The sequence below is a fragment of the Amycolatopsis sp. cmx-11-51 genome (genome assembly GCF_047608665.1).
Classification (GTDB): Bacteria; Actinomycetota; Actinomycetes; order Mycobacteriales; family Pseudonocardiaceae; genus Amycolatopsis.
This window is the reverse complement of sequence record NZ_JADNQO010000003.1, coordinates 600775-626047: the sequence shown is the minus strand read 5'-3', so window position 1 is coordinate 626047 and position 25273 is coordinate 600775. Positions and strand designations below refer to the sequence as shown.

The window sequence follows — 25273 nt, the reverse complement described above, 5'->3', positions numbered from 1 at the left end:
GTGCACGACGTGCCTGGGCGACCGGTTCGCACCGGCCGCCCAGGAACGCCCCACCCCCTTGTTCCCCCAAGCCGGCCCCACACCAGCCGGGTTCTCCGAAGCGGTGGGAAGAAATCGATTACCCTTCGGAAGGTAAGTTCCCTCTACTGGCCTGTCAAGCCGAGATATCTGGACAAGGTCACCCGATACGGGCACACTATTACGATATTGCCTACTGCGCGTGTTTGATTCCGTGCACTCTGTGTTCATCTCTGGTGAATTCACCCACGAAATCGAGATGAGACCGCACGAACCCGCACAGGCGAGTTACCCTAGGCGCATGTCCATAGCGCTCGAGAACGTCCTCGCCAAGGCGGGCCTGAAGGTCGACGCCAACGAGTTCCTGACCCTCGTGGAGGACGCGGCGCGGAGGCTGTCCCCGCCGAACCCCGATCCGTCGCACTACTTCTCGGCGGATCAGCGCGCCGCGCTCACCGACGTCGGCCTGGACATCTCTCCCCGCAGCGAGGACGAACCGGACTTCCGTGCCCGCACAGTCGCCGCGCACGCCGTACTCGCCGATTCCGCGCTGAGTGTGCTGGAAGCGGCGAAAGCACTGGGTGTGGACGACAGCCGCATCCGCCACCGTCTGAAGGAAGGCAGGCTCACCGGCTGGAAGGACCAGGGCTGGCGGCTGCCGGCCTGGCAGTTCACCGGCTCCGGGGTGCTGCCCGGCCTGGAGGTCGTGCTGCGCGCCGCGCCCGAAGACCAGCCCGCGCTGGTCGTGGCCGCTTTCATGAGCACGCCGCAGGCCGATCTGGTGATCAACGAGCATCCCGCCACCCCGCGCCAATGGCTGCTCTCCGGCGGCGACCCCGAGCACGTCGCCAAGCTGGTGGCCACGCTCGGCTCCCCATTCTGACCAAACAGTGCCCTGTCGACGCGATCGCGGACGCGGGTTCACCACAGACGCTAAGGTGTTTTGCCCGACGACGGAAAATTCCAGTCGGGGGTAGGCCGTAGGCTGACCCCACCGAGCAAGATCACCCGACAAGGACGGACGACTCCCGAGGTATGGCCCGGCTCCCCCTGCCGCCCGCACGCTCTGTCCTGGTCAAGGAGCTGCACCGCACCAACGACGTGGTGGCGGTGCACCCCGGCACCAGGCTGGTCAGGATCTTCACCGCGCACGGCAACCACCCCCAGCAGTGGAATTCGTTCCGCTACAGCGGCCCGCTCCCACACGGCCGCTTCGACCCGCAGACCCCCGGTCGCGGCGGTCGTCCGGTGACCGACCCCGGAAACGGTGTCCTGTACTTCGGACTCACCGTGCGCACCAGCATCGCGGAGGTCTTCCAGACCACATCGACGGTCGACCGCAAATCCCGCGGCCCGCGCCTGGTCGTCGTCCGGCCGACCCGCACGTTGCGACTGCTCGACCTCGCCGGCCTGTGGCCGACCCGCGTCGGCGCCTCGCAGGAGATTTCCAGCGGCCCGAAGAAGATCACCCAGGCCTGGGCTCGCGCCATCCGCGCGGCCTTCGGCGACCTCGACGGTGTCTGGTACCGATCGTCCATGGACTCCGGCGGCCCCGCGCTCGCACTGTGGGACCCACCCGCCGGGAACTCACTGCCGATCGCGCCGGACGTGCTGCTCCCCCTGGACCACCCTGGACTCGACGTCCCGCTGGGCCGGGTGTGCGAAGAGCTGAACTACACGTTGCTGAGCTGACCTTCAGCGTTGCCGAACGAGCCTTTCATAACACCCCGTTGCCGGACAGCTCCAGCTAAGCCGTCAGGAGAACGCGACCTTGCCGAAGGGGACTTTCCCCGCGTGACATGAGGGGAAAGTCCCCTTCGCCCCAAGCAGGAACCACCAGCGCCGCAACTCCACCCACACCTCGCGTGAGATGAACAGGACTTTCATGGCGAATTTCGCAGTGAAAGCCCCGTTCATCTCATCTGGTGACCCAGCGATCAGAGGTGGCGCCCCCACCACTCCAGCAAGGCGTCGAACCGCTGCACCCGGTGCCGCGGCTGCCCCGAACGCGTGAGTTCGTGTCCCTCGCCCGGGAACAGCAGGAACTCGGCGGGGACCCCGTTGCGCCGCAGCGCCACGTACATCCGCTGCGCCTGCTCCAGCGGGCATCGCCAGTCCTGCTCGGAGTGCACGACCATGAACGGGATGCCGATCTTCCCCGCGTAGGTCAGCGGGCTGCGCTTGCGCTGTTCTTCGACATCGTCGCCGACGTAGCCGTCGGCGAAGAACCAGCCGATGTCCGAGCTGCCGACGAACGAGTCGTGGGCGTTGAGCGCGCGTTCGCTCCACGCCGCCCGGAACCGGCCGCCGTGGTGCGCGGCGAGCCAGCTGGTCATGAAGCCGCCGTACGAACCGCCCATCACACCGACACGGTCACTGTCCAAATTAGACAGTTCAAGTGCTTCGTCCAGCAGTGTCAGCAGATCCAGCGCGTCCACGGTACCGAAGCCGTGGACGATACTGCGCCCGTGGCTCTCGCCGTAGCCCGCGGAACCGCGCGGGTTTCCCAGGACGACCGCGTAGCCCGCCGCGGCGAGCACCTGCGCCTCATCGTAGACCTTCCATTCGTACGACGCGAACGGCCCGCCGTGGATCATCAGGACCACGGGATGCGGTCCGTCACCCTCGGGCCGGACGATCCAGCCGTGCACCGGATGACCGTCGGACGCGGTCGTGTCCAGTTCTTCCAGCGGCCGGATCCCGATGTCTCGCAACGTCTTCGAGTAGTCCGTGAGCACACGGGGCTTCTCCTCCGACAGCAGCACGACGTCGCCGGAACTCTCGGGCGTCCCGATCACCGCGGCGATCCGCGCGCCGTCGACGACGAACGCCTTCACCGCGGCGAACTCGCCTGCCAGGTACCGCAACGCCTTCAGCTCGGCCAGGTCGGCGTCGAGCGGAACGGCGCGCAGTTCGGCGGCGCCGCGGGTGCGGACCACGACGAGCACCTCGTCACCGAGGACGACGGGCGGGCCGGCCGCGTTGTCGCAGTCCACCGTTTCGATGTCGGTCAGCCGACGCGCGGGCGAAGGCTCGTCACCGGAAGGCCAAGGCGCGTGCCAGAGCCCGGTGTTGCGGGCGATCTCCTCCGTACCGGGAAATTCGGTGCCGTAGAACAGGATCGAACCGTCCGGAATGGAAACCGGGGTGGCCGCGGTGCCCGAGGTGCGGACCAGCAGCCGGGGTTCGCCGCCGCCGGCGGGCACGGCGTAGACGTCCGATCGGACGGTGTCCTCGACGGCCCAGTCACGGGGCCCGACGATCAGGACGAACTCACCGTCGACCGTCCACGAGGGATGCTCGACGTCGGCGCGTTCGTCGGTCAGCGGCGTGAGGTCGGCGGGCGCGGCCTCGTCCAGCGCCGCGACGGCGTCCACAACGAACAGACGCTGTGGACGGTCGTTGAGGAAACCGATGTCGTCGACCCGGTAGAAGAGGTTCGTGATGTGCCGCGGCGCTTCTTCGGCAGGCTCCGGTATTTCGCCGTCCGCGTTCTCCGTGCCGTAGCGACCAGGCTCGGGCACACGGGCGACGAAGGCGATCCGGCGGGAGTCGGGCGCCCAGACCGGGGCGCCCGCGCCGAGGGGCAGGTCGGTGATCCGCTTCGTGTCACCACCGGCCGCGGCGATCACGTGTATCTGCGGCTTGGCCACCCGCCCGGGGCCGTCCTCCGCCCGCAGGAAGGCGACCCACCGGCCGTCCGGGGAGATGACGGGGGCGGAATCCTGGGTCCCGTGGGTCCAGGGCTCTTCCCCGCCACCGCCCAGATCGACCTTGCGCAGGCCACCCCGGTAGCGGTTCGTCTTCAGATCAGGCCTGCTCACCGCGGTGAGCAGCAGGTCGCCGCGCAGTGCGGGGATGCCGGGGGCCGTCAGGGCTTCGATGTCAACGGGACGCACGGCCCCGACGGTACCCGATCCTTAGCAGCTCTAACTACTGATCGAAGACTCCTGCTCAGCGGCTTCCAGCTTCTTCGCCTTCGCGAGACTGGCCACCGTCGTCACCGTCAAGACCACGACGATGACACTGAGGGAGACCCAGTTGTTGATGTCCAGCCAGTCCGGCACGACGTGGTACTCGTGCAACGCGTGGAGGAACAGCTTGGCACCGATGAAGGCGAGGATCACCGCGAGGCCGTAGGACAGGTACACCAGTTTGGTGACCAGGCCACCGAGCAGGAAGTACAGCTGGCGCAGGCCCATCAGCGCGAACGCGTTGGCGGTGAAGACCAGGAAGGCCTCCTGCGTGATCCCGAAGATCGCCGGGATCGAGTCGACGGCGAACAGCAGGTCCGCGCTGCCGATCGCGACGATCACCAGGAACATCGGGGTGATCCAGCGCTTGCCGTCCTTCTTCACGAACGACTTGTGGCCGTGCCACTCGTTGGTGACCGGGAAGAGCTTGCGCACCCCGCGGGTGAGCGCGTTCTCCTCGTACTCCTCGTCCTCGTCCTTGTTGCGGACCATGCTGACCGCGGTCCAGATGAGAACGGCGCCGAAGAGGAAGAAGACCCAGACGAACTGCGCGATCAGCGCGGCGCCCACGGCGATGAACACACTGCGCATGGCGAGCGCGAGCAGGATGCCGATCAGCAGCACCCGGTGCTGGTGGATCGCGGGCACCTTGAACGACGTCATGATGATCATGAAGATGAACAGGTTGTCGACGCTCAGCGAGTACTCGGTGATGTACCCGGTGAAGAACTCGACGCCGGGGTCGTGTCCCCCGAAGACCCAGACACCGATGCCGAACGCGATGGCCACGGCGACGTAGAAGATGACCCACCGAGCGGCTTCACCGGTGGTGACCTCATGCGGCTTGCGATCGACGATGACCAGGTCGAGAGCGATCAGCGCGAGCAGACCGCCGACCGTGGCGATCCATAGCCACAGGGGAACAGACATGTAACCAACCCTCCGGAAAGTGCACAGCAGCGACTAACCGGAGGTCTCTTCCGCCGGTACTGGACCGGCCGACGGTGCCGGGGGCCTGCGAAGACCACCGTGCTGACGACACCGCCGCGAAGGAATACTCCCCTCACAGCTGGTCCAGTTTGACCTGTCTGTACGCGTGACGCCAGCTAAGGTTGCCCTTGTCACCAAGATGATGGCGTAACTCCCGTCACACTCACCGTCTCACCTTGAGGGATACCCGTTTCGACGGAGCGCCTAACGTCCCGCTTGTGTGGTCTGCGTGAGCTCGGTGAGGCGTTCTCAGCTTCGGGCGAATACGGTCGTTCCGTGCCCCGAATCCCGCTCCCTCGCACGCGAGGCGCGAAGCTCACCGCGCTCGCCGCGGTCGTGGTGGTCCTGGCCGCCGCGGCCGTCGTGTGGACGAACAGTGAACCCGCTCCGTCCGCAGTGAAAACCCAGGAAGCGATCCTCGACCTGCCCGAAACACCGGGCTCGTCGGAGGTCGTCAAGATCGACACGACGCTGTACGTCCCCGAGCGGACCCCGGCACCCGCCGTCCTGCTCGCCCACGGTTTCGGGGGCGACAAGAACGGTGTCGCCACCGAAGCCCGCGAACTCGCCGACAAGGGTTTCGTCGTGCTCGCCTGGTCCGCACGCGGTTTCGGCCGGAGCACCGGGAAGATCGCGCTGAACGACCCCGACCGCGAAGTCGCCGACGCCCGGAGGCTGATCGACGACCTGGCCAAGCGGCCCGAGGTACTCAGCGAGAACGGCGACCCGAAGGTAGCCGTGTCCGGCGCTTCGTACGGCGGGGCGCTTTCCCTGCTGCTCGCGGGGACCGACAAGCGGGTCGACGCGATCGCGCCGGTCATCACCTACAACGACCTCGCGCAGGGCCTCTTCCCGAACGCCGCCTCGGCGACGCCGTCGGCCGCCACCACTCCCGCCGCCGGCGCGTTCACCGCGGACGGCGTGTTCAAGAGGTCGTGGGCGGGCATTTTCTTCTCCGCCGGTTCCGGTGCGGCGCAGGGTGGATCGCCTTCGAACGACGCACCCGAAGCGGGTGACGAGACCAGCGAGTCCGGCGCCTCCCAGGGCGCGGCCGCGGCGGGCGCCGCGGCGCAGTCACTTCCGCTCGGCGGCCCGAACGGTCAGCGGCCGACGCCCGGCCCAGCCGACCCTTGTGGACGGTTCACCGCCGACGTCTGCCAGGCCTACACCGAACTCGCGACCACCGGTAAGGCGAGCCGGCGCACCGTCGACCTGCTCCGCCGCGTCTCCCCCGCGTCCGTGACGGACAAGATCACCGTGCCGACCCTGCTGGTGCAGGGCGAAAGCGACACCCTGTTCGGATTGGACCAGTCCGACGCGACCGCCAGGCAGATCGCCGCGGCGGGCGGCAAGGTCCGCACGATCTGGTACACCGGCGGCCACGACGGCGGGAAGCCCGGTCAGAAGCTGCGGGCGCAGATCGCCGACTTCCTCAAGTTCTCGCTGACCGGACAGGGCACGGATCCCGGCACCGGATTCAGCTACGACATCCAGGGCACGTTACGGGCCAACGGCACCCCCTCGGTCCGGACCGTCACGGCACCCGCGTACCCGGGCGCCACCGGGGACGCCACCGAGCGGCGGTCGTTCGCGCTTGAGGGCCCAGCCCAGCCGGTCGTCCGGCCCGCCGGCGGAAATCCCGCCGCGGTGAGCGGGATCCCCGGACTGAACGGAGCGGTGGCGGGTTCCTCCCGGCTGTCCGGACTGTTCAGTGTGGACCCACCCGGTCAGGCCGCGCAGTTCGCGACGCGGCCGCTCGACGCGCAGACGATCGTGGCCGGTTCGTCCACGGTCCGCCTGCGGGTCTCGGCGGATCCGGCCGCGGCGGCACCGCAGAAGGAAGCGGTGCTGTTCGCGAAGCTCTACGACGTCAACTCGGAAGGCGTCCGGACACTCCCGGCCAACGCCGTCGCGCCGTTCCGCGTTTCCGGTCTGCCCGCGGACGGCAGCGCGGTCGAGGTGACGGTGACCCTGCCGGGCGTCGTGCGGCCGCTGGAAGCCGGGCACACGCTCCGGCTCGTCGTCGGCACCACGGACCAGGCATTCGCGACGCCGGTCGAGCCCGCGGTGTTCCGCATCAGACTGGCCGACGGCGGACAGCTCGGCGTCCCGGTCGTGCCCGGCACTTCGGTCGGCGCGGCGGCGCCCACCGCGCAGCTGCTCGGTATCGCCGGCACGCTGCTCGCCGGGATCGCGATCACGGTGATCGCCGCGTTCCGCCGCCGCCGCGCCCACGACGTCGACGAAAGCCTGGCGAAGACGCCGTTGGTGATCGAAGGACTGCACAAGGCCTACGCGGGCGGGTTCGTCGCGGTGAAGGATCTGTCGTTCCGGGTCGAACCCGGCCAGGTCCTCGGCCTGCTCGGGCCGAACGGCGCGGGCAAGACGACGACGCTGCGCATGCTGATGGGGCTGATCACGCCGACCGCCGGGAACATCCGGGTGTTCGGCCACCTGATCGCACCCGGTGCGCCGGTGCTGTCCAGGATCGGGTCCTTTGTGGAGGGTTCGGGCTTCCTGCCGCACCTGTCCGGCAAGGAGAATCTGGAGCTGTACTGGGCGAGCACGGGCCGCCCGATGGCGAGGGCGCATTTCGCCGAGGCGCTGGAGATCGCCGGGCTCGGCGACGCGGTGAACCGGCGGGTCCGCACCTACAGCCAGGGCATGCGGCAACGGCTCGCGATCGCGCAGGCGATGCTCGGCCTGCCGGAGCTCATGGTGCTCGACGAACCGACCAACGGGCTCGACCCGCCACAGATCCACCAGATGCGCGAGGTGCTCCAGCGCTACGCGGCGACGGGACGCACCGTGGTGGTGTCGAGCCACCTGCTGGCCGAGGTCGAGCAGACCTGTACGCACGTGGTCGTGATGCACCGCGGCATGCTGGTGGCCTCGGGTGAGGTCGGCGAACTGGCCGCGTCCAGCGGCGAGGCGACGTTCCGGGTAGACAAGCCCGCCGAAGCGGCCGAAGCGCTGCGGAAGGTCGGCGGCGTTTCCGGCGTCGACGTCGACGGGGAACTGGTCCACGCGGACCTCGACGGTCTCGCACGCGCCGAGGCGGTCGCCGCCCTCGTGCGGGCCGGGGTCGCGGTCGAGCAGGCCGGGCCGCGGCGCCGTCTGGAAGACGCGTTCCTGCAGCTGGTCGGAGAGGACTCGAAGGGTGAGTAAGACCAATGGTTCTCCCCCGGTGACCCGGGCGGATCACGGCGTGCACACCGATCCGGCGGCACTGCTGGAGCTGACCGAGGTCGCGTCGCACGAACGGACCGAGGTCGGCCCGGACGGGGCGGTGGCGGGTTACCGCGCCGACCGGACGTTGCGGCTCGGCGTCGAGCTGAAACGGCAGCTCAAACGGCGCCGGACCCAGCTCATGCTGGGGTTCGTCGCGCTGCTGCCGTTCATCCTGGTGATCGCGTTCGAGATCGGACAGGCCAGCCCGAACCGCCGCAGCGGCGGATTCGTCGACCTCGCCACCGCGAGCGCGCCGAACTTCGTCGTGCTCGCACTGTTCGTCTCCGGGACGTTCCTGCTGCCGATGATCGTGGCGCTGTTCTACGGCGACACGATCGCGAGCGAGGCTTCGTGGTCGAGCCTGAAGTACCTGCTCGCGATGCCGGTCCCCCGGCATCGCGTGCTGCGGCAGAAGGCGATCGTCTCCGGCATCCTCTCGGCGGTCGCACTGATCCTGTTGCCCTTGGTGTCGCTGGTGGTCGGCGTCATCTGGTACGGCGCGGGCGACGCGATCAGCCCGACCGGGGACGCGGTGACGTTCGGCGACAGTCTCATAGCCATGGGGCTGGCGACGATCTACATCATCCTGCAGCTCGCGTGGGTGGCCGGCCTGGCGATGCTGCTCTCGGTCGCCACCGACGCCCCGCTCGGCGCCGTCGGCGGCGCGGTGATCGTCGCGATCGTTTCGCAGATCCTCGACCAGATCACCGCACTGGAAGGACTGCGGGACTACCTGCCGACGCATTTCGCGTTCTCGTGGATGGATTTGATCTCGACCGACGTCGACTGGACGAACATGGCCAACGGCATGCTGTCGGCGGCGTTGTACGGCACAGTTTTCTTCCTACTGGCCGGTCGCCGGTTCGCGACGAAGGACATCACCAGCTGAGAGCCTTTCCGCACTGGAAGACCGCCGGGGTCCACCGGGGAGACGAAATTGTCTTCCCAGGTGGGTCCCGGTTTTTACGGGCCGTGGCGACCTTCACCCATTAGCGCCGGTAACCGGTGTTTCATGCGCATGAGAACATCAATTTTCCGACCATCGACCCATTGGGTGAAAAGTTCCCCGTTAGCTTCGGTGATCCCTGAGAAATCCTTATCTTCAGGGAAAGGTGCCGACGCGAGAAGAAAGCGGGGACTCACGCGATGACCCAGTCACTGGAGATTCCGGTCCAGGAATTCTCTTTCGCTTGGACCATGAGCGCCGACAAGGGTGGCCGGGTCGGGTTCGCCGCTTCGGGTCAGGTGACGCTTCTCGACAACAAGCGGTTCTACAAGATCGACGGGGTCCTCTACATCTCCGAGGGCAGCGCCTACTGCCGCGACATCGGCAACCCGCATCTGTTCGTCCGCCGCAACGGCGTCGAGGAGAGCGGCAGGCAATGGGGCTGGGAGACCATCTGCAACCGCAAATCCTGCAGCAGGCTGTGCGCGATGGACGCGTACTTCGTCCGCACCGGCTACTGGTCGCCCGCCGATCGGGCCATCCAGCTGAGTATCGGCGCCGAGTCCGGCTGGAACCGCAAGCGGTCCTTCAGCCCGACGATCACCGTGCGCCTCAACGACTAGGTGTACAGCCCGGTCCACTGTTGATCCCCGTCGGCTCGGGTACGGTCGGCCCATGGCCACCTCCTCGATCCGCGTGGACGACGAAGCCGGGATCGCCGTCGTCACCCTGCGGCACGGTAAGGCGAACACCCTCGACACGGAGTTCTGCCAGGAACTGGCGGTCCGGCTCGAAGACGTCCAGCTCGGCGGCTGTCGCGGAGTCGTGCTCACCGGCACCGGTGGCGTCTTCTCGGCAGGCGTCGACCTGCGGCGAGTGCACGACGGTGGCGCGAACTACATCAAGGACTTCCTGCCCGCGCTGTCGGACACTTTCCTGTCGGTGTTCGGCTTCCCCGGTCCGGTGGTCGCGGCCGTCAACGGTCACGCGATCGCCGGTGGGGCGGTGCTCGCCGCCGCCTGCGACCGCCGCGTCCTCGCCGACGGCCCGAGCCGGATCGGGATCACCGAACTGCTCGTCGGCGTCCCGTTCCCGTTGGCCGCGCTGGAGATCCTGCGCTCCGGGTTCGGCGCCGACATCCTCGCCGAACTCGCGTTCCTCGGCGAAACCCACCCGCCCGAGGACGCGCTCCGGCTCGGGTTGGTGAACGAGGTGACCGCGCCCGAAAACGTCGTCGGGCGGGCGGTGGAGGTGGCCAGGAAACTCGCCGAGATCCCCGCGGCCGCGTACGCGCATACGAAGGCGCAGCTGCATCGGCCGTTCCACGAGCGGATCGCCGAACACCGCACCGGCGACGACGCCCACGTCCTCGAACTGTGGAGTTCCCCCGAAGCGCTCGCGGCCGTCAAGGCCTATGTCGACAGGGTGCTGGGCGAGCAGTCCTGACTTCAGGCTCGACCGGATAGGCGATTGCCCACCGGCGCGGACTCTGTGAGTATCCGACCGCTCAACAGGTCCCGATGGGGAGGGCATGAATGCGGAAGCTCACGGCCGCGTGGTCGGTTCTGGCGATCACGGTCCTCGCACTGGCCGGGCTGACCCCGGCCGCGCAGGCGGCACCCGAAGACATCAAGGACGCGCTCGGCCGGGTCCCCGGCCTGACCGTCTTCTCGGAGAATCCGGCGCCGACCGGATACCGGTTCTTCAAACTCGCCTACACCCAGCCCGTCGACCACCGCAGGCCGTCCGCCAGCACCTTCCAGCAGCGATTCACCTTGCTGCACAAGGAATTCCGCTCGCCGACCGTGGTGTACACGAGCGGGTACAACGTAGGGGAATCACCCAACCGCTCGGAACCGACACAGATCGTCGACGGCAACCAGCTGTCGATGGAGTACCGGTTCTTCACCCCGTCGCGGCCGGACACGCCGGACTGGGGCAAGCAGCTGACGATCTGGCAGGCCGCCGCCGACCAGCACCGCGCGGTCGAGGCGTTCAAGCGGATCTACCCTGGCAAATGGCTCGCGACCGGTGGCAGCAAAGGCGGCATGACGGCGACCTACTTCCGTAGGTTCTTCCCGAACGACGTCGACGCGACGATCCCCTACGTCGCGCCCAACGACGTCATCAACTCGCACGACCGCTACAACCGGTTCCTGGCGAACGTCGGCAACGACCCGGCCTGCCGATCGGCGCTGAAGGCGATCCAGCGCGACGTGCTGACGCGGCGCTCGGAGTTCGCGGCACTCGCCGCCGCCGACGCGGCCAAGAACGGCTATACGTTCTCGATCGTCGGCTCGGCCGACGTGTCGCTGGAGATCTCGGTGATCGACTCGTACTTCGCCTTCTGGCAGTACCAGAAGCAGGCGGACTGCGCGACGGTCCCGAAGGCCGGTGCTCCGGCGGCCGAGGTCTACGCCTGGTTCGAGCGTGTCGAAAGCCTCAACACGTACTCCGACCAGAACCTCGGGAGCTACGTCCCCTACTACTTCCAGGCGGCGTACCAACTCGGTGCTCCGGAGTCCTACGAAAGCTATCTCCGGGACCTGCTGCGCTATCCGGGCCGGAACACCGCCCGGTCGTTCGTGCCGAAGTCCGTCGACATCCCGCGGTTCGACCATCTGGCGATGCCGGACGTCGACTTCTGGGTGAAGACGCAGGGCAAGCGGCTGCTGTTCGTCTACGGCGCGAACGACCCGTGGGGCGCCGAGCCGTTCCAGCTCGGCTTCGGCACGAAGGACTCCTACAGCTACACCGTCGCGGGCGGGAACCACGGCGCCCGGATCACGCAGCTTCCGGCCGCCCAGGCCGCTGAAGCGACGAACACCGTGCGGCGGTGGGCGGGGCTGCCTCCGGTCTCGCCCGGGGTGACCACGCGTTCGGCGCCAGCCGGGTTCCCGGACTTCGACGCGGACCTGACCCTGCTGCACCGCCCGCGCCTCTGACACCCCGCGTTTAGTCCTCTAGTTGCGGTAGTTGCACACGCAAGGATCGCAACTAGAGGACTAAACGCGGCTATTTGATGCCGGCCGCGTCCATGCCGCGCAGCTCCTTCTTCAGGTCCGAGACCTCGTCCCGCAGGCGTGCGGCCAGTTCGAACTGCAGGTCCCGCGCGGCCTGCATCATCTGGTCGGTCATCTGCTGGATGAGGTCGGCCAGCTGGGCACGCGGCATCCCGGAGACGTCCTTGTCGACAAGCATTCCGGAGCTGCGCACCCGGTCACCCTGCTCGGGCTTCTTGCCGCGCGACGCGTTCCGGCCCGAACCGCCGACGGCGACGGTCTCCTCCGAGTCCTCGGCCTCGCTGTAGACGCGGTCCAGGATGTCGGCGATCTTCTTCCGCAGCGGCTGCGGGTCGACGCCACGCTCCTTGTTGTAGGCGACCTGCTTCTCGCGGCGGCGATCGGTCTCGTCGATGGCGTGCCGCATCGAGTCGGTGATCTTGTCCGCGTACATGTGCACCTCGCCCGACACGTTTCGCGCCGCGCGGCCGATCGTCTGGATCAGTGAGGTGCCGCTCCGGAGGAAGCCTTCCTTGTCCGCGTCGAGGATCGCGACCAGCGAGACCTCGGGCAGGTCGAGACCCTCACGGAGCAGGTTGATGCCGACCAGCACGTCGTAATCGCCCGCGCGCAGCTGCCGCAGCAGCTCGATCCGGCGCAACGTGTCGACCTCGGAGTGCAGGTACCGCACCCGGATACCCAGCTCGAGCAGGTAGTCGGTGAGGTCCTCGGACATCTTCTTGGTGAGCGTGGTCACCAGGACGCGCTCGTCTTTCTCGGCCCGGTCCCGGATCTCGTGCACCAGGTCGTCGATCTGACCCTCGGTGGGCTTCACGACCACCTTCGGGTCGACCAGGCCGGTGGGCCGGATGACCTGCTCGACGAACTCGCCGCCGGCCTGCCCCATCTCGTACGGCCCCGGCGTCGCCGACAGATACACCGTCTGCCCGATCCGGTCGCTGAACTCCTCCCAGGTCAGCGGCCGGTTGTCGACCGCGCTCGGCAACCGGAAACCGAACTCGACCAGGTTCCGCTTCCGCGACATGTCGCCTTCGTACATGCCACCGATCTGCGGGACGGTCTGGTGCGACTCGTCGATGACCAGCAGGAAGTCGTCCGGGAAGTAGTCGATCAACGTGGCGGGCGCCGTCCCGGACGCGCGGCCGTCGATATGCCGCGAGTAGTTCTCGATACCGGAGCAGAACCCGACCTGGCGCATCATCTCGATGTCGTACGCGGTGCGCATCCGCAGCCGCTGCGCCTCGAGCAGCTTGCCCTGCTTCTCCAGCTCGGCCAGCCGTTGCTCCAGCTCGGCTTCGATGCCGTGGATGGCCTTCTCCATCCGCTCCGGCCCCGCGACGTAGTGCGTGGCCGGGAAGATGCGGACCTCGTCGACCTCTTTCACGATGTCGCCGGTGAGCGGGTGCAGGTAGTACAGCTTCTCGATCTCGTCGCCGAAGAACTCGACGCGGATCGCCAGCTCCTCGTACGCCGGGATGATCTCGACCGTGTCACCGCGGGCGCGGAAGGTGCCGCGCGCGAAGGCGATGTCGTTGCGGGTGTACTGCACGTCCACCAGCGCGCGGAGGAAGACGTCCCGGTCGAGCTGCTCGCCGACCTTCAGCTTCGAGGACCGGTCCAGGTACGACTGCGGTGTGCCGAGGCCGTAGATGCAAGAGACACTCGCGACCACGATGACGTCGCGCCGGGACAGCAGGTTCATCGTCGCCGAGTGCCGCAGCCGCTCGACGTCGTCGTTGATCGACGAGTCCTTCTCGATGTAGGTGTCCGTCTGCGCGATGTACGCCTCGGGCTGGTAGTAGTCGTAGTAACTGACGAAGTATTCGACCGCGTTGTGCGGGAACAGCTCCCTCAGCTCGTTCGCCAGCTGCGCGGCCAGCGTCTTGTTCGGCGCCATCACCAGCGTCGGCCGCTGGACCCGCTCGATCAGCCAGGCCGTCGTCGCCGACTTACCGGTACCTGTGGCGCCCAGCAGCACGACGTCCCGCTCACCAGAGTTGACCCGGCGTTCGAGTTCGTCGATGGCCGCCGGCTGGTCACCGGCGGGCTTGTAGTCACTGACGACCTCGAACCGGCCGCCGGTCCGGGGGATGTCGGTGACGGGCCGGTGGTCCGACTGGGCGAGTACGGGGTGTTCGGTTGCGAAAGCCACGTCCACCAGAGTAGGCGCAAGGTCCGACAGTTTCTCCGATCGCCTGGTCGGAGAACCCCTAGCAGTCGCAGCAGGAGCATTCGCAGCAGGAACAGTCGGCGCCGGCACAGCCGTCGTGCGCTTTCCCGCTCCACGGGCCCGGGAACGGATCGCGGCAGCAGAACTGGCACGAACAGCACATGTAGGTGGCCACGGCGCAGCCGAAGAAGAAGCCACGAGGCTGGGGCGGCACCCGGAACTTCGGCGTCCAGCAGCCGCCGCCCTGACCGTCGACAGGGCCGTGTCCGCCGTGTCTTCCCTTCTTCGGCGGCTCCTGAGGCGGACCTCCGCCACCGGGCACGCCCTGCGGCGGGACCCCGTAGCCGCCCTGGGGGTACTGCTGGGGCTGGTGGGGATGCTGTTGCGGCTGAGGTCCAGGTCCGATCCACCCCGGCGGGGGCTGCCGGGTCCCGTGCCCGAAGGCGCGCCGCACCGCCTGCCGCAGTTCGTGCACCAGCAGCGCGTGTACCAGCTTGGGCTGATCGAACCTCACCTCGCGAAGGGCGAGTTCGACGCCGAGCACGGCGTCGTCGCACAGCCTTCGTACCTCGGCGAGCCCGGTCCCGGTGGCCGTCAGCGGGTTCCACGCGCCGGCGGCCTCGTCCTCGGCGAGGTCCTCGACGGCGTCGAGCAGATGCGCGGCCCTGCCGAACAGGCGTCCGGCCTCGGCCAACGGGGCGGCGTTGTCCGGGCGGCCCGCCAGCACCGCGGTGTGCGCGAACGCGGCCGACGTCGCCAGCTCGGCGGGTTCGGTGGCCAGAACGGCCGAATCACCGAGACGGACGGCGCGTTCGATCTCGCCCTGCCGGTCGACGGCCTCGGTCAGGACCGTCGTGTCGAATCCGATCCGGGTGCCGGTGAGGCTCCCCTGGTCCGCCCAGCGCGTCGCCACCCGCCTCGCGGCGAGAGCGACGGAGCGCCGCGCGAAGGCACCGTCGCGGTCCTCGACGTGATCGCTGATCTTGGCCGATGCCAGCACCAGGGAGACCGCCGCCGCGAGCTGGGCACCCCCGCCCTTCGCGACCGACGTTCCCTTCATCGCCCGAAGCGGGCAAGGTCCGGCGTCACGCCGTCCCTCCGCGCGCGGCGACTGTGCTTCGACGAGCGCCGAGATGATCAAGCCGTCGTAGTTCGTCACTATTCGGGCGAGATGTCCGTGTTCGTCGCGCAACGTGAGACAGAGGCCGCAGAGATGGGCGAGCCAATCCCCGTGCAGACCTGCGGAAAGCCGGTGCCGGCATGGCCTGATGATCCCGAACATGCGTTGTCTCCCACTCACCCCTATGGCGGAACCAGCGCACCCTATCCGGCCCTGGCGCGCAACTTCCGTGGAACCACGAAACCGTGATCGTCCACCCGGTTGGGCGGTGGCCGCGGGCGCCGGGGCCTTCCAAGATGGGCGCATGACCGCGCTGCACCCACCCAAGGTCGAGTACTTCGACACGGCCGCGAAGACCAACACAGATCCCAAGGGCGTCGTGAGAGACGTCGAGGAGTACCGCGAAGAGTCCTTCGGCCTCTACATGGCGCGGCCGACCCCTGGCCGTGTGCAGTTCCACTACCTTGAGTCCTGGCTGCTACCCGACCTCGGCCTGCGGATCACCGACTTCTGGTTCAACCCCGGCCACGAACGCGATCAGGACTTCTACCTCGACGTCGTCGACATCCGCCGCGAAGACGGCGTGTGGGTCGCCACCGACCTCTACCTCGATCTCGTCCTGCGGGACAAGAAAGCCGTCCAGGTGATCGACATCGACGAACTCCTCGCCGCGGTCACCGCCGGGCTGATCTCCCCCGCCGACGGCGAACGCGCGCTCGGCGTCAGTCACGCGACGGTGGACGGCCTGGCCACCCACGGCCACGACCTGCGCGGCTGGCTGGCCACAAAGGACGTCACGCTCGGCTGGCGACGGCACTGACCGGCCGCCATCCACCGATCGGTCGACCCCCTGGTCGTCCGGACGACCGACCGGATTCTGACCGGCTGAAGGATTCGCGGCGCGCCGCGTCGCGGGACTCTCGATCACGAGCGAAACAGATCGAGAGGGGGCGGATACCCGTGGTCATCGAGGCCGAGGGACTCCGAGAGCGGTCCGGCGAACGAGATCACGCGGGGGTCGCGCAGTTCGCCAGGACGCCGGTGCTCGCGATCGCCGGGGCGATGGGGGCGGTACTCGCGGCGACGGCCGGTCGCTACGGCTACTTCGGCGACGAACTGTACTTCCTGGCCGCCGGCCGTCATCTGAGCTGGGGTTACGCCGACCAGCCGCCGCTGTTGCCGCTCCTGGCGCGCCTGATGGACGCGTTCGGCGCCGATTCGCCCTTCGTCCTGCGGATCCCGGCGATGCTGGCGATGGCCGCCGGAGTGGTGCTGACCGCGTTGATCGCCAGGGAACTGGGCGGCGGCCGCAAGGCGCAGATGATCGCGGCGGCGACCTTCGCGGTGTCCCTCCAGATGCTCGGTGGCGGGCACTACCTGGCGACCAGCACCCTCGATCCGTTCCTGTGGACGCTGCTGATCTGGCTGCTCGTCCGATGGACACGGACCCGTGCGGACAGCCTCCTGCTCTGGAGCGGAGTGGTGACCGGGTTCGCGCTGAACACGAAGTTCCTCATCGGGGCGTTCTGGGTCGTCGCGCTGGCCGCGGCGGTGATCTTCGGGCCTCGCGACCTCCTCCGCCGTCCGGCGCTCTGGCTCGGCTCGCTGATCGCCGTCGCGATGATCACCCCCACCCTCGTCTGGCAGGCCGCGAACGGGTGGCCGCAACTGACCATGGGCGCGGCGATCTCCCAGGAGGTCGCGGCAGGCTGGGGCGGGCGGGCCACCTTCGTGCCGACGCTGGTGATGAGCGCGGGTGTCCCGGTCGGCATGGTCCTCCTCTGCTACGGGCTCTGGCGGCTGCTGCGGTCCGAACGCCTGCGGCCGTACCGGTTCCTCGGCTGGACCGCGCTCGGCGTGCTCGCCGTGTTCCTGCTCGCGAACGGGCGCTACTACTACGCGGCCGGGATGTTCGCCCCGTTGTTCGCCGCCGCCGCGGTGGAGATCGAAACCGGTCAGGCATCGAAGTACTGGCGCTGGATCGCCACCTGGCCGGTGTACCTCGTGGCCGCGGTGATCGCGATCCCGCAGACCCTTCCGATCCTCCCGCGGTCGGCACTGGCGAGCACCCCGGTCTGGGCGCGGCCGGTCTTCGCCGCCGAGGAGATCGGCTGGCGGGAGATCACGGAATCGGTGGCGCGGGCGTACCGCGCCGTTCCCGATCCGCCCCGCACGGGCGTCATCGCGGCGAAGTACTGGCAGGCCAGTGCGATCGACCACTATGGACCGGAACTGGGGCTTCCTTCGCCGTCGAGCCCGAACCGCGGCTACGTGACGTTGCCGAGGCCGCCGGAATCGGCACGGGACGTCCTGTTCGTCGGGAACGACGCTTCGGTGCTCGTGCCGTACTTCACGCAGGTGCGTGAGGTCGGCGCGCTCGACAACCGGGCCGGGGTCCCGAACGTGAGCCAGGGCATGAAGATCTGGCTGGCCACCGGCCGGAACGGGACCTGGGACACGGTATGGCCGAGACTCACGGACTGGGGCTTCTGAGCCGCACCGAGCTGCGAGAATTCCGGATATGAGCAGCTGGATCCGGTGGCAGGAGTCGCTGTGGCCGTCGCCCGGCGACGGCGATTCGCTGTGGCGGCCGTGGGGTGGCCGGGTCGAGCGGTTCCTGCCGTACGCGCTGCTGGCGCTGAGCACGGTGCTCGTTCTCCTCATCTCCGGCCACGCTCCGGCGGTCACCTTGGGGCTGGCGGGGATCGCTGCCGTCTGGCTGCTGGTCTCGGTCACGCTCGTGCCGCCTCGCTGGGCCGAACACCCGGTCGTCATCGCCGTCTCCTTCATCGGGCTGGTCACGATCGCGGCGGTGTTGGAAGCCCACGACACGGTGTTCCTCGTCTTCATGATCACCGGATTCTTCGAAGCCATGCGGCTACGGCCGGCACCGCTGGCGCTGACCGGGGTCTTCGTCGTTTCCGCGCTGATCAACACGATTCCGAACGGCGGCCCGCTGTCCGCGTTCGCCGATCAGCCCGCGCTGTGGACCGTGGTCACGCTGGTGCAGACGGCCGCCGTCGGCGGGGGCGGGCTCGTCTCGGCGGCGATGGCACGGCAGCACGCGGAACGCAAACGGGTGCTCGACGAACTGGCCGCCGCGCAGGAGGAAAACGCGGGGCTGCAGCGGCAACTGCTGAGTCGGGCGCGGGAAACAGGCGTCCTCGACGAGCGTCAGCGGCTGAGCCAGGAAATCCACGACACGCTCGCTCAGGGCTTCACCGGGATCATCACCCAGCTGGAGGCGGCCGTGGTGGCGAAGGGCGACCCTGCCGAGTGGCGGCGGCACGTCGCCACCGCGCAGGCGTTGGCGCGGGAGAACCTGACCGCCGCACGGCGTTCGGTGCGCGCGCTCGGCCCGCAGTCACTGGCCGCCGCGACCCTGCCGGACGCGCTCGACGAGGTCTCCCGGCTGTGGAGCGGGCGGACCGGCGTCGAGGTCCGGTTCACCACCACCGGGACCGCGCGGGCCCTGCATCCCGAGATCGAAGCGACGCTGCTCCGGATCACGCAGGAAGCCCTGACCAACGTCGAGAAGCACGCCGCCGCCACGATCGTGGGGCTCACGTTGTCGTACATGGCCGATCAGGTGACCGTCGACGTCCGGGACAACGGCGGCGGGTTCGACCCTGGCGCTGCTGTTTCCCCAGCTGAAGGCGGGTTCGGCGTCCCCGGGATGCGGGCCCGCGTCGCCCGGTTGGCGGGAACACTGAACCTCGAATCGGAGCCGGGCGGCGGAACCGCCGTGTCGGCCAATCTGCCCGCCATCGCGCTGGAGGCCCGTACATGACGATCACGCTGCTGATCACCGACGACCACCCCATCGTCCGTGACGGGCTGCGCGGCATCTTCACCGCGGACCTTGGGTTCGAGGTGCTCGGAGAGGCGTCCTCCGGTGACGAAGCCGTCGCGCTGACGCGAAAACTCCGTCCCGATGTCGTCCTGATGGACCTGCGGATGCCGGGCTCCGGCGGGGTGGCCGCGATCGCGGAACTCGCGAAACTCGGGCATCCCGCGCGGATTCTCGTGCTGACGACCTACGACACCGACACCGATGTCATCCCGGCGATCGAGGCGGGCGCGACCGGCTATCTGCTCAAGGACGCTCCGCGCGACGAGCTCTTCCGCGCCGTTCGCGCGACGGCGCGCGGGGAGGCGGTGCTCTCCCCCGCCGTCGCGGACGTGATCATGGGCAGAATGCGCGCACCGGCACCCGAACCGCTGAGCCGCCGGGAGCTCGAAGTCCTCACGTTGATCTCCCGCGGTTCGACCAACAAAGAGGCCGCGAAACAGCTGTTCATCAGCGAGGCCACCGTGAAGACACACCTCGTCCACACATACGCCAAGCTCGGGGTGAAGGACCGGGCCGCCGCCGTCGCGACCGCTTTCGAACGAGGACTGCTCAGGAGCTGAGGCCTACGGGGTCCAGCCCGCCGACTCGGCCCACGCGTCGGCGCGGGTGAAGGCGGCGTCGACCCAGACCTGCTTCTCGTCGGTGTACTTCTCGACAGTCCCGTCGCTGGCGTGCTTCGCGGCCATGGCGCTCTTGACCGCCGCGTAGGCGTCGCGCTCGTCCGGGTTCCGCCGCAGCCACTCCGGGAACAGCAGCGCGAGCCGCCAGGCAGGTGTCTCCTGAGCGCGGACGTGCAGGTTGACCGGGCGGCGCGGGTCGCCACCGAAGTGGAACCGCTTCGGCCAGGTGCCGTCTTCGCCGTGCGCGTCGTCGAACCATTCGCCTTCCGCGCGCGGGAACCCGGCGCCGGAGAGTGCGTCGGACAGCTCGTCGGCCTTGCCCAGCGTGGACACCGTCAGCTGGAGATCGAGGATGTCCTTGGCGGGCAGCCCTGGCACGGACGTCGAACCGATGTGATCGACCCGCACGGCGTTGTCTCCCACCACCACGCGGATCCGCGCGAGCGCCCGCTCGGCCTGGGCGGGCCACGTCTGGTCGTACCGGGTGATCTTCGGCGACATCGGCGCACGCGGTTTGCGGAGCCGCACGTTCGCCTCGAACGGGGTCAACCTGTCCGCCCACAACGCGTCGACCTCGGCGAGCACGATGTCGGGCGCTCCGCTGTTGTCGAACCAGACGTCGGCCACCGCCCGGCGCTGATCGGTCGTGGCCTGCGCCTTGATCCTGGCGCGCGCGTCGGCCTCGGGCATCCCCCGCGCCTCGACCAGACGGCGGACCCTGACCTCTTCCGGCGCGTCGACCACGACGACGAGGTGGTACATCGGCGCGAGGCCGCCTTCGACCAGCAGCGGGATGTCGTGGACGACGATCGCGTCCGGCGCCGCCGCGGCCATCAACTCGGCCGTCCGGGCACCGACCCTCGGGTGGACGATCGAGTTCAGCCGTTCGCGGGATTCCTCCCCGGCGAACGCCTTGGCGGCGAGCGCGGCGCGATCGAGCGAACCGTCGGACGCGAGGATGTCGTCACCGAACGCCTCGACGAGCTCGGCGAGACCGGGAGTCCCCGGTTCGACGACCTCCCTGGCGATCTTGTCGGAGTCGATGAGGACGGCGCCGTGCTCGGAAAGCCGGTTCGCCACCGTCGATTTTCCGGCGCCGATCCCGCCGGTCAGGCCCACACGCAGCATGTCGTTCAGCCTAGGACACGGCCTGGGTGTAGTGACCTGGGGTGACCGCGCAGGGTCACCGAGGTGGCACATCCGGCACAGAAGGGTGTAAAAGGCAAGATCATCGTGACGCGCGACTCAGTCATTTCAAGGGACACGCCGAGCGGTTACGCGGATTTGGGAGCTTGAGTGCGTACCGTGCGCGGCGAAGGTAGCCCACACGGAGGAAAGATGGCCGACGGCAAGCACGTAGGAAGGCACCGGCTCGGTACGCCGGGGCTGGTGCACTGTGTCCTCCACCGTCCCGTGGACGAGGCCCTCGCCGAATATCGGCGCACGTGGCTGAGCGCGCTCCTGATCCCCGCCAAGCACAGCTTCGCCGGACTCCGCCGCAAGGCCCGCGACGCGGCGCTCGAACGCGTCTGGGTACCGGCCGTCCGGCCCGCCACTTCCTGACCCACGCCCCGCCGACACCGCAATTAGTCCTCTACTTGCGGTAGTTGCGCGTGCAAGGACCGCAACCAGAGGACTACTCGCGGGAGAAAGACAGCGGCCCCGGTCCATGAAGGACCGGGGCCGCTGTCTGTCAGCTAGTGGCTGAGCGCCTGGATCACGCGCCGCCCGACAGCTTCTCGCGGAGAGCCGCGAGCTGCTCGTCGCTGGCGAGCGTGCCACCGCTCTTGGCCTCGGCCGGAGCGGAGGTGTAGCTCTGCTCGCCCGAGTCACTGCTGCTGCTACTGCTGCTGCTGGTGACACCGGTCGCGGCGTCGGCGGCGGCTTCGGCGTCGGCCTCGGCTGCCTTGACGACCTGCTTCATGTGAGCCTCGTAGCGGGTGTGAGCCTCGGCGTACTGACGCTCCCACTCCTCACGCTGCTTGTCGAAGCCGTCCTGCCACTCCTGGGTGTCCGGGTCGAAGCCTTCGGGGTAGATGTAGTTGCCCTCGGGGTCGTACTCGGCGGCCATGCCGTACTGAGTGGGGTCGAACTCGGTCTCCGGCGTGACGCCCTCGTTCGCCTGCTTCAGCGACAGCGAGATGCGACGACGCTCGAGGTCGATGTCGATGACCTTGACCATCACGTCGCCGTTGACCTGGACGACCTGCTCCGGGATCTCCACGTGGCGCTCGGCCAGCTCGGAGATGTGCACCAGGCCCTCGATGCCCTCTTCGACGCGCACGAACGCACCGAACGGAACGAGCTTGGTGACCTTGCCCGGCACGATCTGGCCGATCGCGTGGGTGCGGGCGAACTGACGCCACGGGTCTTCCTGGGTCGCCTTCAGCGACAGCGAGACGCGCTCGCGGTCCATGTCGACGTCCAGAACCTCGACCGTGACCTCCTGGCCGACCTCGACGACCTCGGAGGGGTGGTCGATGTGCTTCCAGGACAGCTCGGAGACGTGCACCAGGCCGTCGACGCCACCCAGGTCCACGAAGGCACCGAAGTTGACGATGGACGACACGACGCCCTTGCGGACCTGGCCCTTGGCGAGCGCGTTGAGGAACTCGCTGCGCACCTCGGACTGGGTCTGCTCCAGGTAGGCGCGGCGGGACAGGACCACGTTGTTGCGGTTCTTGTCCAGCTCGATGATCTTCGCCTCGAGCTCGCGGCCCACGTACGGCTGCAGGTCGCGCACACGGCGCATCTCGACCAGCGACGCGGGCAGGAAGCCACGGAGGCCGATGTCCAGGATGAGGCCGCCCTTGACGACCTCGATGACGGTGCCCTTGACGGGCTCGTCCTTCTCCTTGAGCTCCTCGATCGTGCCCCAGGCGCGCTCGTACTGCGCACGCTTCTTGGACAGGATCAGACGGCCTTCCTTGTCCTCCTTCTGGAGAACAAGGGCTTCGACCTCATCGCCGACGGTGACAACCTCAGCCGGGTCGACATCGTGCTTGATGGATAGCTCACGCGAGGGGATGACACCCTCGGTCTTGTAGCCGATGTCGAGCAGGACCTCGTCCCGGTCAACCTTGACGATGGTGCCTTCGACGATGTCGCCATCGTTGAAGTACTTGATCGTCTTGTCGATCGCAGCGAGGAAATCTTCCTCCGACCCGATGTCGTTGATAGCGACCTGCGGGGCCCCAGTGGGGGCGGTCGGGGCGGTGGCGGTGTCGGTCGTCATTAGGCGGGTTGCTCCGGTGGATGGGAAGTAGTGGGTTTGCGGTTAGGGCACCATGGGCTCTTCCGGCATGCGGCGACCACATAAGCAAACGTCCACAGGGAACGACCGCGAGCATCACCGCATCCGGTGCGCGACCCCCTGACCCGGACGCTGAGCGAACCGGGGGAAAGAGCAGCGCGAACCCACTGCGCTAACGGATATCCTACGCGGCCCCCTGTACACGGCACAATCAGGGTCGCCCCCACGATCACGGCGGGCGGATAAACTGTCCCACGAAGCCCTGACCTGGGGAAAGGATATCGGTTTGAGTCATCAGCCCGCCACCGAGCACGCAACGGCGGCCGAACGGCACGCGCAGGCCGAGGAGCGGCTCGGCACCGCGGGGGTCGCCTACCGGGCGGTCTCGGCGCCCGAGGCGACGGCCGCGAACCTGGCGTGGTGGGACGCCGACGCCGACGACTACCAAGCGACCCACGGCGGCTTCCTCGGCGACGCGGACTTCGTCTGGTGCCCGGAGGGCGTCCGCGAGGCCGACGTCGCACTCTTGGGTGAAGTCGGCGGCAAGCGGATCCTGGAGGTCGGCTGCGGGCAGGCGGCCTGCTCGCGCTGGCTCGCCGCGCGAGGCGCCGACGCGGTGGCGACCGATCTGTCCGCGGGCATGCTGAGGCACGCGAGGGAGGGCAACGAGCGGATCGGTCCCGCCGTCCCGCTCGTGCAGGCGACGGCGGAGTCGCTCCCGTTCGCCGACGCGAGCTTCGACGCGGCGTGCTCGGCCTTCGGCGCGGTGCCGTTCGTGGCGTCGGTGGACGTCGTGTTCGCCGAAGTGCGCCGGGTGCTCCGGCCGGGTGCCCGCTGGGTGTTCTCGGTGACCCATCCGATGCGCTGGATCTTCCCCGACGATCCAGGGCCGCAGGGCCTCACCGTCACCCAGCCGTATTTCGATCGCACGCCCTACGTCGAGGTCGATGAGGAGGGCGTCGCGACCTACGTCGAGTATCACCGCACCATCGGCGACTACGTCCGCGCGCTCGCCGACGCCGGCTTCACACTGACGGACCTCATCGAGCCCGCCTGGCCGGAGGGCCACTCCCGCACCTGGGGGCAGTGGAGCCCGTTGCGCGGCAAGCTCTTCCCCGGCACCGCGATCTTCTGCACCCGACGGGGATGACCTCGACGGCGGGACAGCAGCGGGCGCGGTTCGCCGCGCTCGACCCGCTGCTTCCGCCGTCGCCGCCGCTCCCGCCCGGCGAGCCCGTCGAGGCGGGCGGCGCCGCCGGGACGATCGCGCACGTGCGGTTCCCCTCGGGTTCGTGGCAGCGGCTCTGGAGCCCGGCGCACCTCCAGATCCTCTCCGCGGTCCTCCCCCTCGACGCCGGCACGGGGATGAGCGCGCTGCTCTCCTCCTGGCGCGAGCGGATCACGCTCGCCGACACCGAACCCGATTCGTCGTGCACGGTCACCTGGCCGAGCCGCGACGTCGTGGTCGCGCGTGCCCTGCTCGACCACGGGTTCGCGCCACAACTGGCGCTGGCCGTCCGCGCGCCCGCCGAGGGGGCGGCGCACATCGTGCCCGGCGTGACCGTCCGGGAGTCGACGCGCGGTGACCTGGAGGAGATCGTCGACCTCCGCTTCGAAGAACTTCGTTACACCTCGTTCGTCGGCCACGGCGTCGTCCGTCCCGGGGCAAAGGCGCTGCTCGCCGAAGAGGTCCGCCGCGGGCTGCAGTTCGGCGGCCGCGTCTGGATCGCCGAAGAAGAAGGCGGACGATGGGGATGGTGACCGGCGGAAAACGCTCGCCGATCCCCGGTGACGCGCTCGCCGGACGGCTGCCGCCCGGCGAGTGGGGCTACGTCGGCACGCTCGCCGTCACCGCCGCCGCGCGGGGACGCGGGATCGGGCGCGCGCTGACCGCCTTCGCGCACGACGGACTGTTCTCGCCGTCGTTGCGCGGTACCTTCCTCTCGTACAATCCGACCAATCCGCTTTCCCCGGTTTTCTGGCACCGGCAGGGTTACCGTCCGCTGTGGACGACTTGGGCGGTGAGCCCGGCCACGGCCCTGCGGTAGCGGTGATCGGCGCGGTCGGCCCTGGGG

Annotated in this window: 21 protein-coding genes; 15 read left to right on the top strand and 6 right to left on the bottom strand. The window is 68.7% G+C overall.

All coding sequences use genetic code 11. From position 1 onward, the window contains the following. Positions 1–319: 319 nt before the first annotated feature. Together ACM6LU_RS16370 and ACM6LU_RS16365 are read left to right on the top strand one after the other, a co-directional pair. On the top strand, positions 320–901 hold the full coding sequence (locus ACM6LU_RS16370; protein ID WP_414938527.1) for a DNA-binding protein: 582 nt from the start codon (positions 320–322) through the stop codon (positions 899–901). A gap of 152 nt (positions 902–1053) precedes the next feature. Continuing rightward, positions 1054–1710 (top strand): RES family NAD+ phosphorylase, encoded by a 657-nt coding sequence (locus ACM6LU_RS16365; protein ID WP_414938526.1) that lies wholly within the window; start codon positions 1054–1056, stop codon positions 1708–1710. Positions 1711–1955: 245 nt separating this feature from the next. Here ACM6LU_RS16365 and ACM6LU_RS16360 read toward each other — a convergent pair whose 3' ends face one another. Next, the gene (locus tag ACM6LU_RS16360) at positions 1956–3917 is read right to left on the bottom strand and encodes a S9 family peptidase (protein ID WP_414938525.1); all 1962 of its coding nucleotides are present in this window, start codon (positions 3915–3917) and stop codon (positions 1956–1958) included. Positions 3918–3947: 30 nt separating this feature from the next. Beyond that, positions 3948–4922 carry a TerC family protein gene (locus ACM6LU_RS16355; RefSeq protein ID WP_414938524.1) on the bottom strand — a complete coding sequence of 325 codons (975 nt, stop codon included), beginning with the start codon at positions 4920–4922 and terminating at the stop codon, positions 3948–3950. A 336-nt stretch (positions 4923–5258) separates the two neighbouring features. Here ACM6LU_RS16355 and ACM6LU_RS16350 point away from each other — a divergent pair, with 336 nt between their 5' ends. The 5 genes from ACM6LU_RS16350 (at position 5259) to ACM6LU_RS16330 (ending at position 12104) form a co-directional block, all read left to right on the top strand. After that, positions 5259–8150, top strand: coding sequence for an alpha/beta fold hydrolase (locus ACM6LU_RS16350; protein ID WP_414938523.1), 2892 nt, complete (start codon positions 5259–5261; stop codon positions 8148–8150). Continuing rightward, positions 8143–9102: an ABC transporter permease gene (locus tag ACM6LU_RS16345; RefSeq protein ID WP_414938522.1), complete on the top strand. Its 960-nt coding sequence runs from the start codon at positions 8143–8145 to the stop codon at positions 9100–9102. The genes ACM6LU_RS16350 and ACM6LU_RS16345 overlap by 8 nt, the downstream gene beginning before the upstream one ends. 257 nt (positions 9103–9359) lie before the next feature. Next, positions 9360–9782: a hypothetical protein gene (locus ACM6LU_RS16340; protein WP_414938521.1), complete on the top strand. Its 423-nt coding sequence runs from the start codon at positions 9360–9362 to the stop codon at positions 9780–9782. A gap of 52 nt (positions 9783–9834) precedes the next feature. Beyond that, on the top strand, positions 9835–10605 hold the full coding sequence (locus ACM6LU_RS16335) for an enoyl-CoA hydratase/isomerase family protein (RefSeq protein WP_414938520.1): 771 nt from the start codon (positions 9835–9837) through the stop codon (positions 10603–10605). A gap of 89 nt (positions 10606–10694) precedes the next feature. Next, positions 10695–12104 carry a S28 family serine protease gene (locus ACM6LU_RS16330; RefSeq protein WP_414938519.1) on the top strand — a complete coding sequence of 470 codons (1410 nt, stop codon included), beginning with the start codon at positions 10695–10697 and terminating at the stop codon, positions 12102–12104. A 70-nt stretch (positions 12105–12174) separates the two neighbouring features. On the opposite strand, the gene uvrB is transcribed toward ACM6LU_RS16330, so the two are convergent. Beyond that, positions 12175–14334 (bottom strand): excinuclease ABC subunit UvrB, encoded by a 2160-nt coding sequence (gene uvrB, locus ACM6LU_RS16325; protein WP_414938517.1) that lies wholly within the window; start codon positions 14332–14334, stop codon positions 12175–12177. A gap of 58 nt (positions 14335–14392) precedes the next feature. Beyond that, entirely contained in the window at positions 14393–15634 is a 1242-nt protein-coding gene (locus ACM6LU_RS16320; protein ID WP_414938516.1) for a DUF5685 family protein, read from the bottom strand. A gap of 142 nt (positions 15635–15776) precedes the next feature. Here ACM6LU_RS16320 and ACM6LU_RS16315 point away from each other — a divergent pair, with 142 nt between their 5' ends. The 4 genes from ACM6LU_RS16315 (at position 15777) to ACM6LU_RS16300 (ending at position 19885) form a co-directional block, all read left to right on the top strand. Further along, positions 15777–16292 carry a DUF402 domain-containing protein gene (locus ACM6LU_RS16315; RefSeq protein ID WP_414938515.1) on the top strand — a complete coding sequence of 172 codons (516 nt, stop codon included), beginning with the start codon at positions 15777–15779 and terminating at the stop codon, positions 16290–16292. A gap of 140 nt (positions 16293–16432) precedes the next feature. After that, positions 16433–17965 (top strand): glycosyltransferase family 39 protein, encoded by a 1533-nt coding sequence (locus ACM6LU_RS16310; RefSeq protein WP_414938514.1) that lies wholly within the window; start codon positions 16433–16435, stop codon positions 17963–17965. Between the two features lie 28 nt (positions 17966–17993). Then, positions 17994–19262 (top strand): sensor histidine kinase, encoded by a 1269-nt coding sequence (locus ACM6LU_RS16305; protein ID WP_414938513.1) that lies wholly within the window; start codon positions 17994–17996, stop codon positions 19260–19262. Beyond that, positions 19259–19885, top strand: a complete 627-nt coding sequence (locus tag ACM6LU_RS16300) for a response regulator (RefSeq protein ID WP_414938512.1) — start codon at positions 19259–19261, stop codon at positions 19883–19885. Before ACM6LU_RS16305 ends, ACM6LU_RS16300 begins: the two co-directional genes overlap by 4 nt. A gap of 3 nt (positions 19886–19888) precedes the next feature. On the opposite strand, the gene coaE is transcribed toward ACM6LU_RS16300, so the two are convergent. Next, entirely contained in the window at positions 19889–21073 is a 1185-nt protein-coding gene (gene coaE / locus ACM6LU_RS16295; protein ID WP_414938511.1) for a dephospho-CoA kinase, read from the bottom strand. 210 nt (positions 21074–21283) lie between these two features. On the opposite strand from coaE, the gene ACM6LU_RS16290 reads away from it, so the two are divergent. After that, positions 21284–21508 carry a hypothetical protein gene (locus ACM6LU_RS16290; RefSeq protein ID WP_414938510.1) on the top strand — a complete coding sequence of 75 codons (225 nt, stop codon included), beginning with the start codon at positions 21284–21286 and terminating at the stop codon, positions 21506–21508. Positions 21509–21662: 154 nt separating this feature from the next. Here ACM6LU_RS16290 and rpsA read toward each other — a convergent pair whose 3' ends face one another. After that, entirely contained in the window at positions 21663–23180 is a 1518-nt protein-coding gene (gene rpsA / locus ACM6LU_RS16285; protein ID WP_414938509.1) for a 30S ribosomal protein S1, read from the bottom strand. Positions 23181–23484: 304 nt separating this feature from the next. Between rpsA and ACM6LU_RS16280 the strand changes: the two genes are divergently transcribed. The 3 genes from ACM6LU_RS16280 to ACM6LU_RS16270 are packed head-to-tail and all read left to right on the top strand — an operon-like array spanning position 23485 to position 25246. Continuing rightward, entirely contained in the window at positions 23485–24348 is an 864-nt protein-coding gene (locus ACM6LU_RS16280) for a class I SAM-dependent methyltransferase (protein WP_414938508.1), read from the top strand. Continuing rightward, on the top strand, positions 24345–24959 hold the full coding sequence (locus ACM6LU_RS16275) for a hypothetical protein (protein ID WP_414938507.1): 615 nt from the start codon (positions 24345–24347) through the stop codon (positions 24957–24959). Before ACM6LU_RS16280 ends, ACM6LU_RS16275 begins: the two co-directional genes overlap by 4 nt. Then, positions 24947–25246 carry a GNAT family N-acetyltransferase gene (locus ACM6LU_RS16270; RefSeq protein WP_414938506.1) on the top strand — a complete coding sequence of 100 codons (300 nt, stop codon included), beginning with the start codon at positions 24947–24949 and terminating at the stop codon, positions 25244–25246. The genes ACM6LU_RS16275 and ACM6LU_RS16270 overlap by 13 nt, the downstream gene beginning before the upstream one ends. Positions 25247–25273 lie beyond the last annotated feature (27 nt).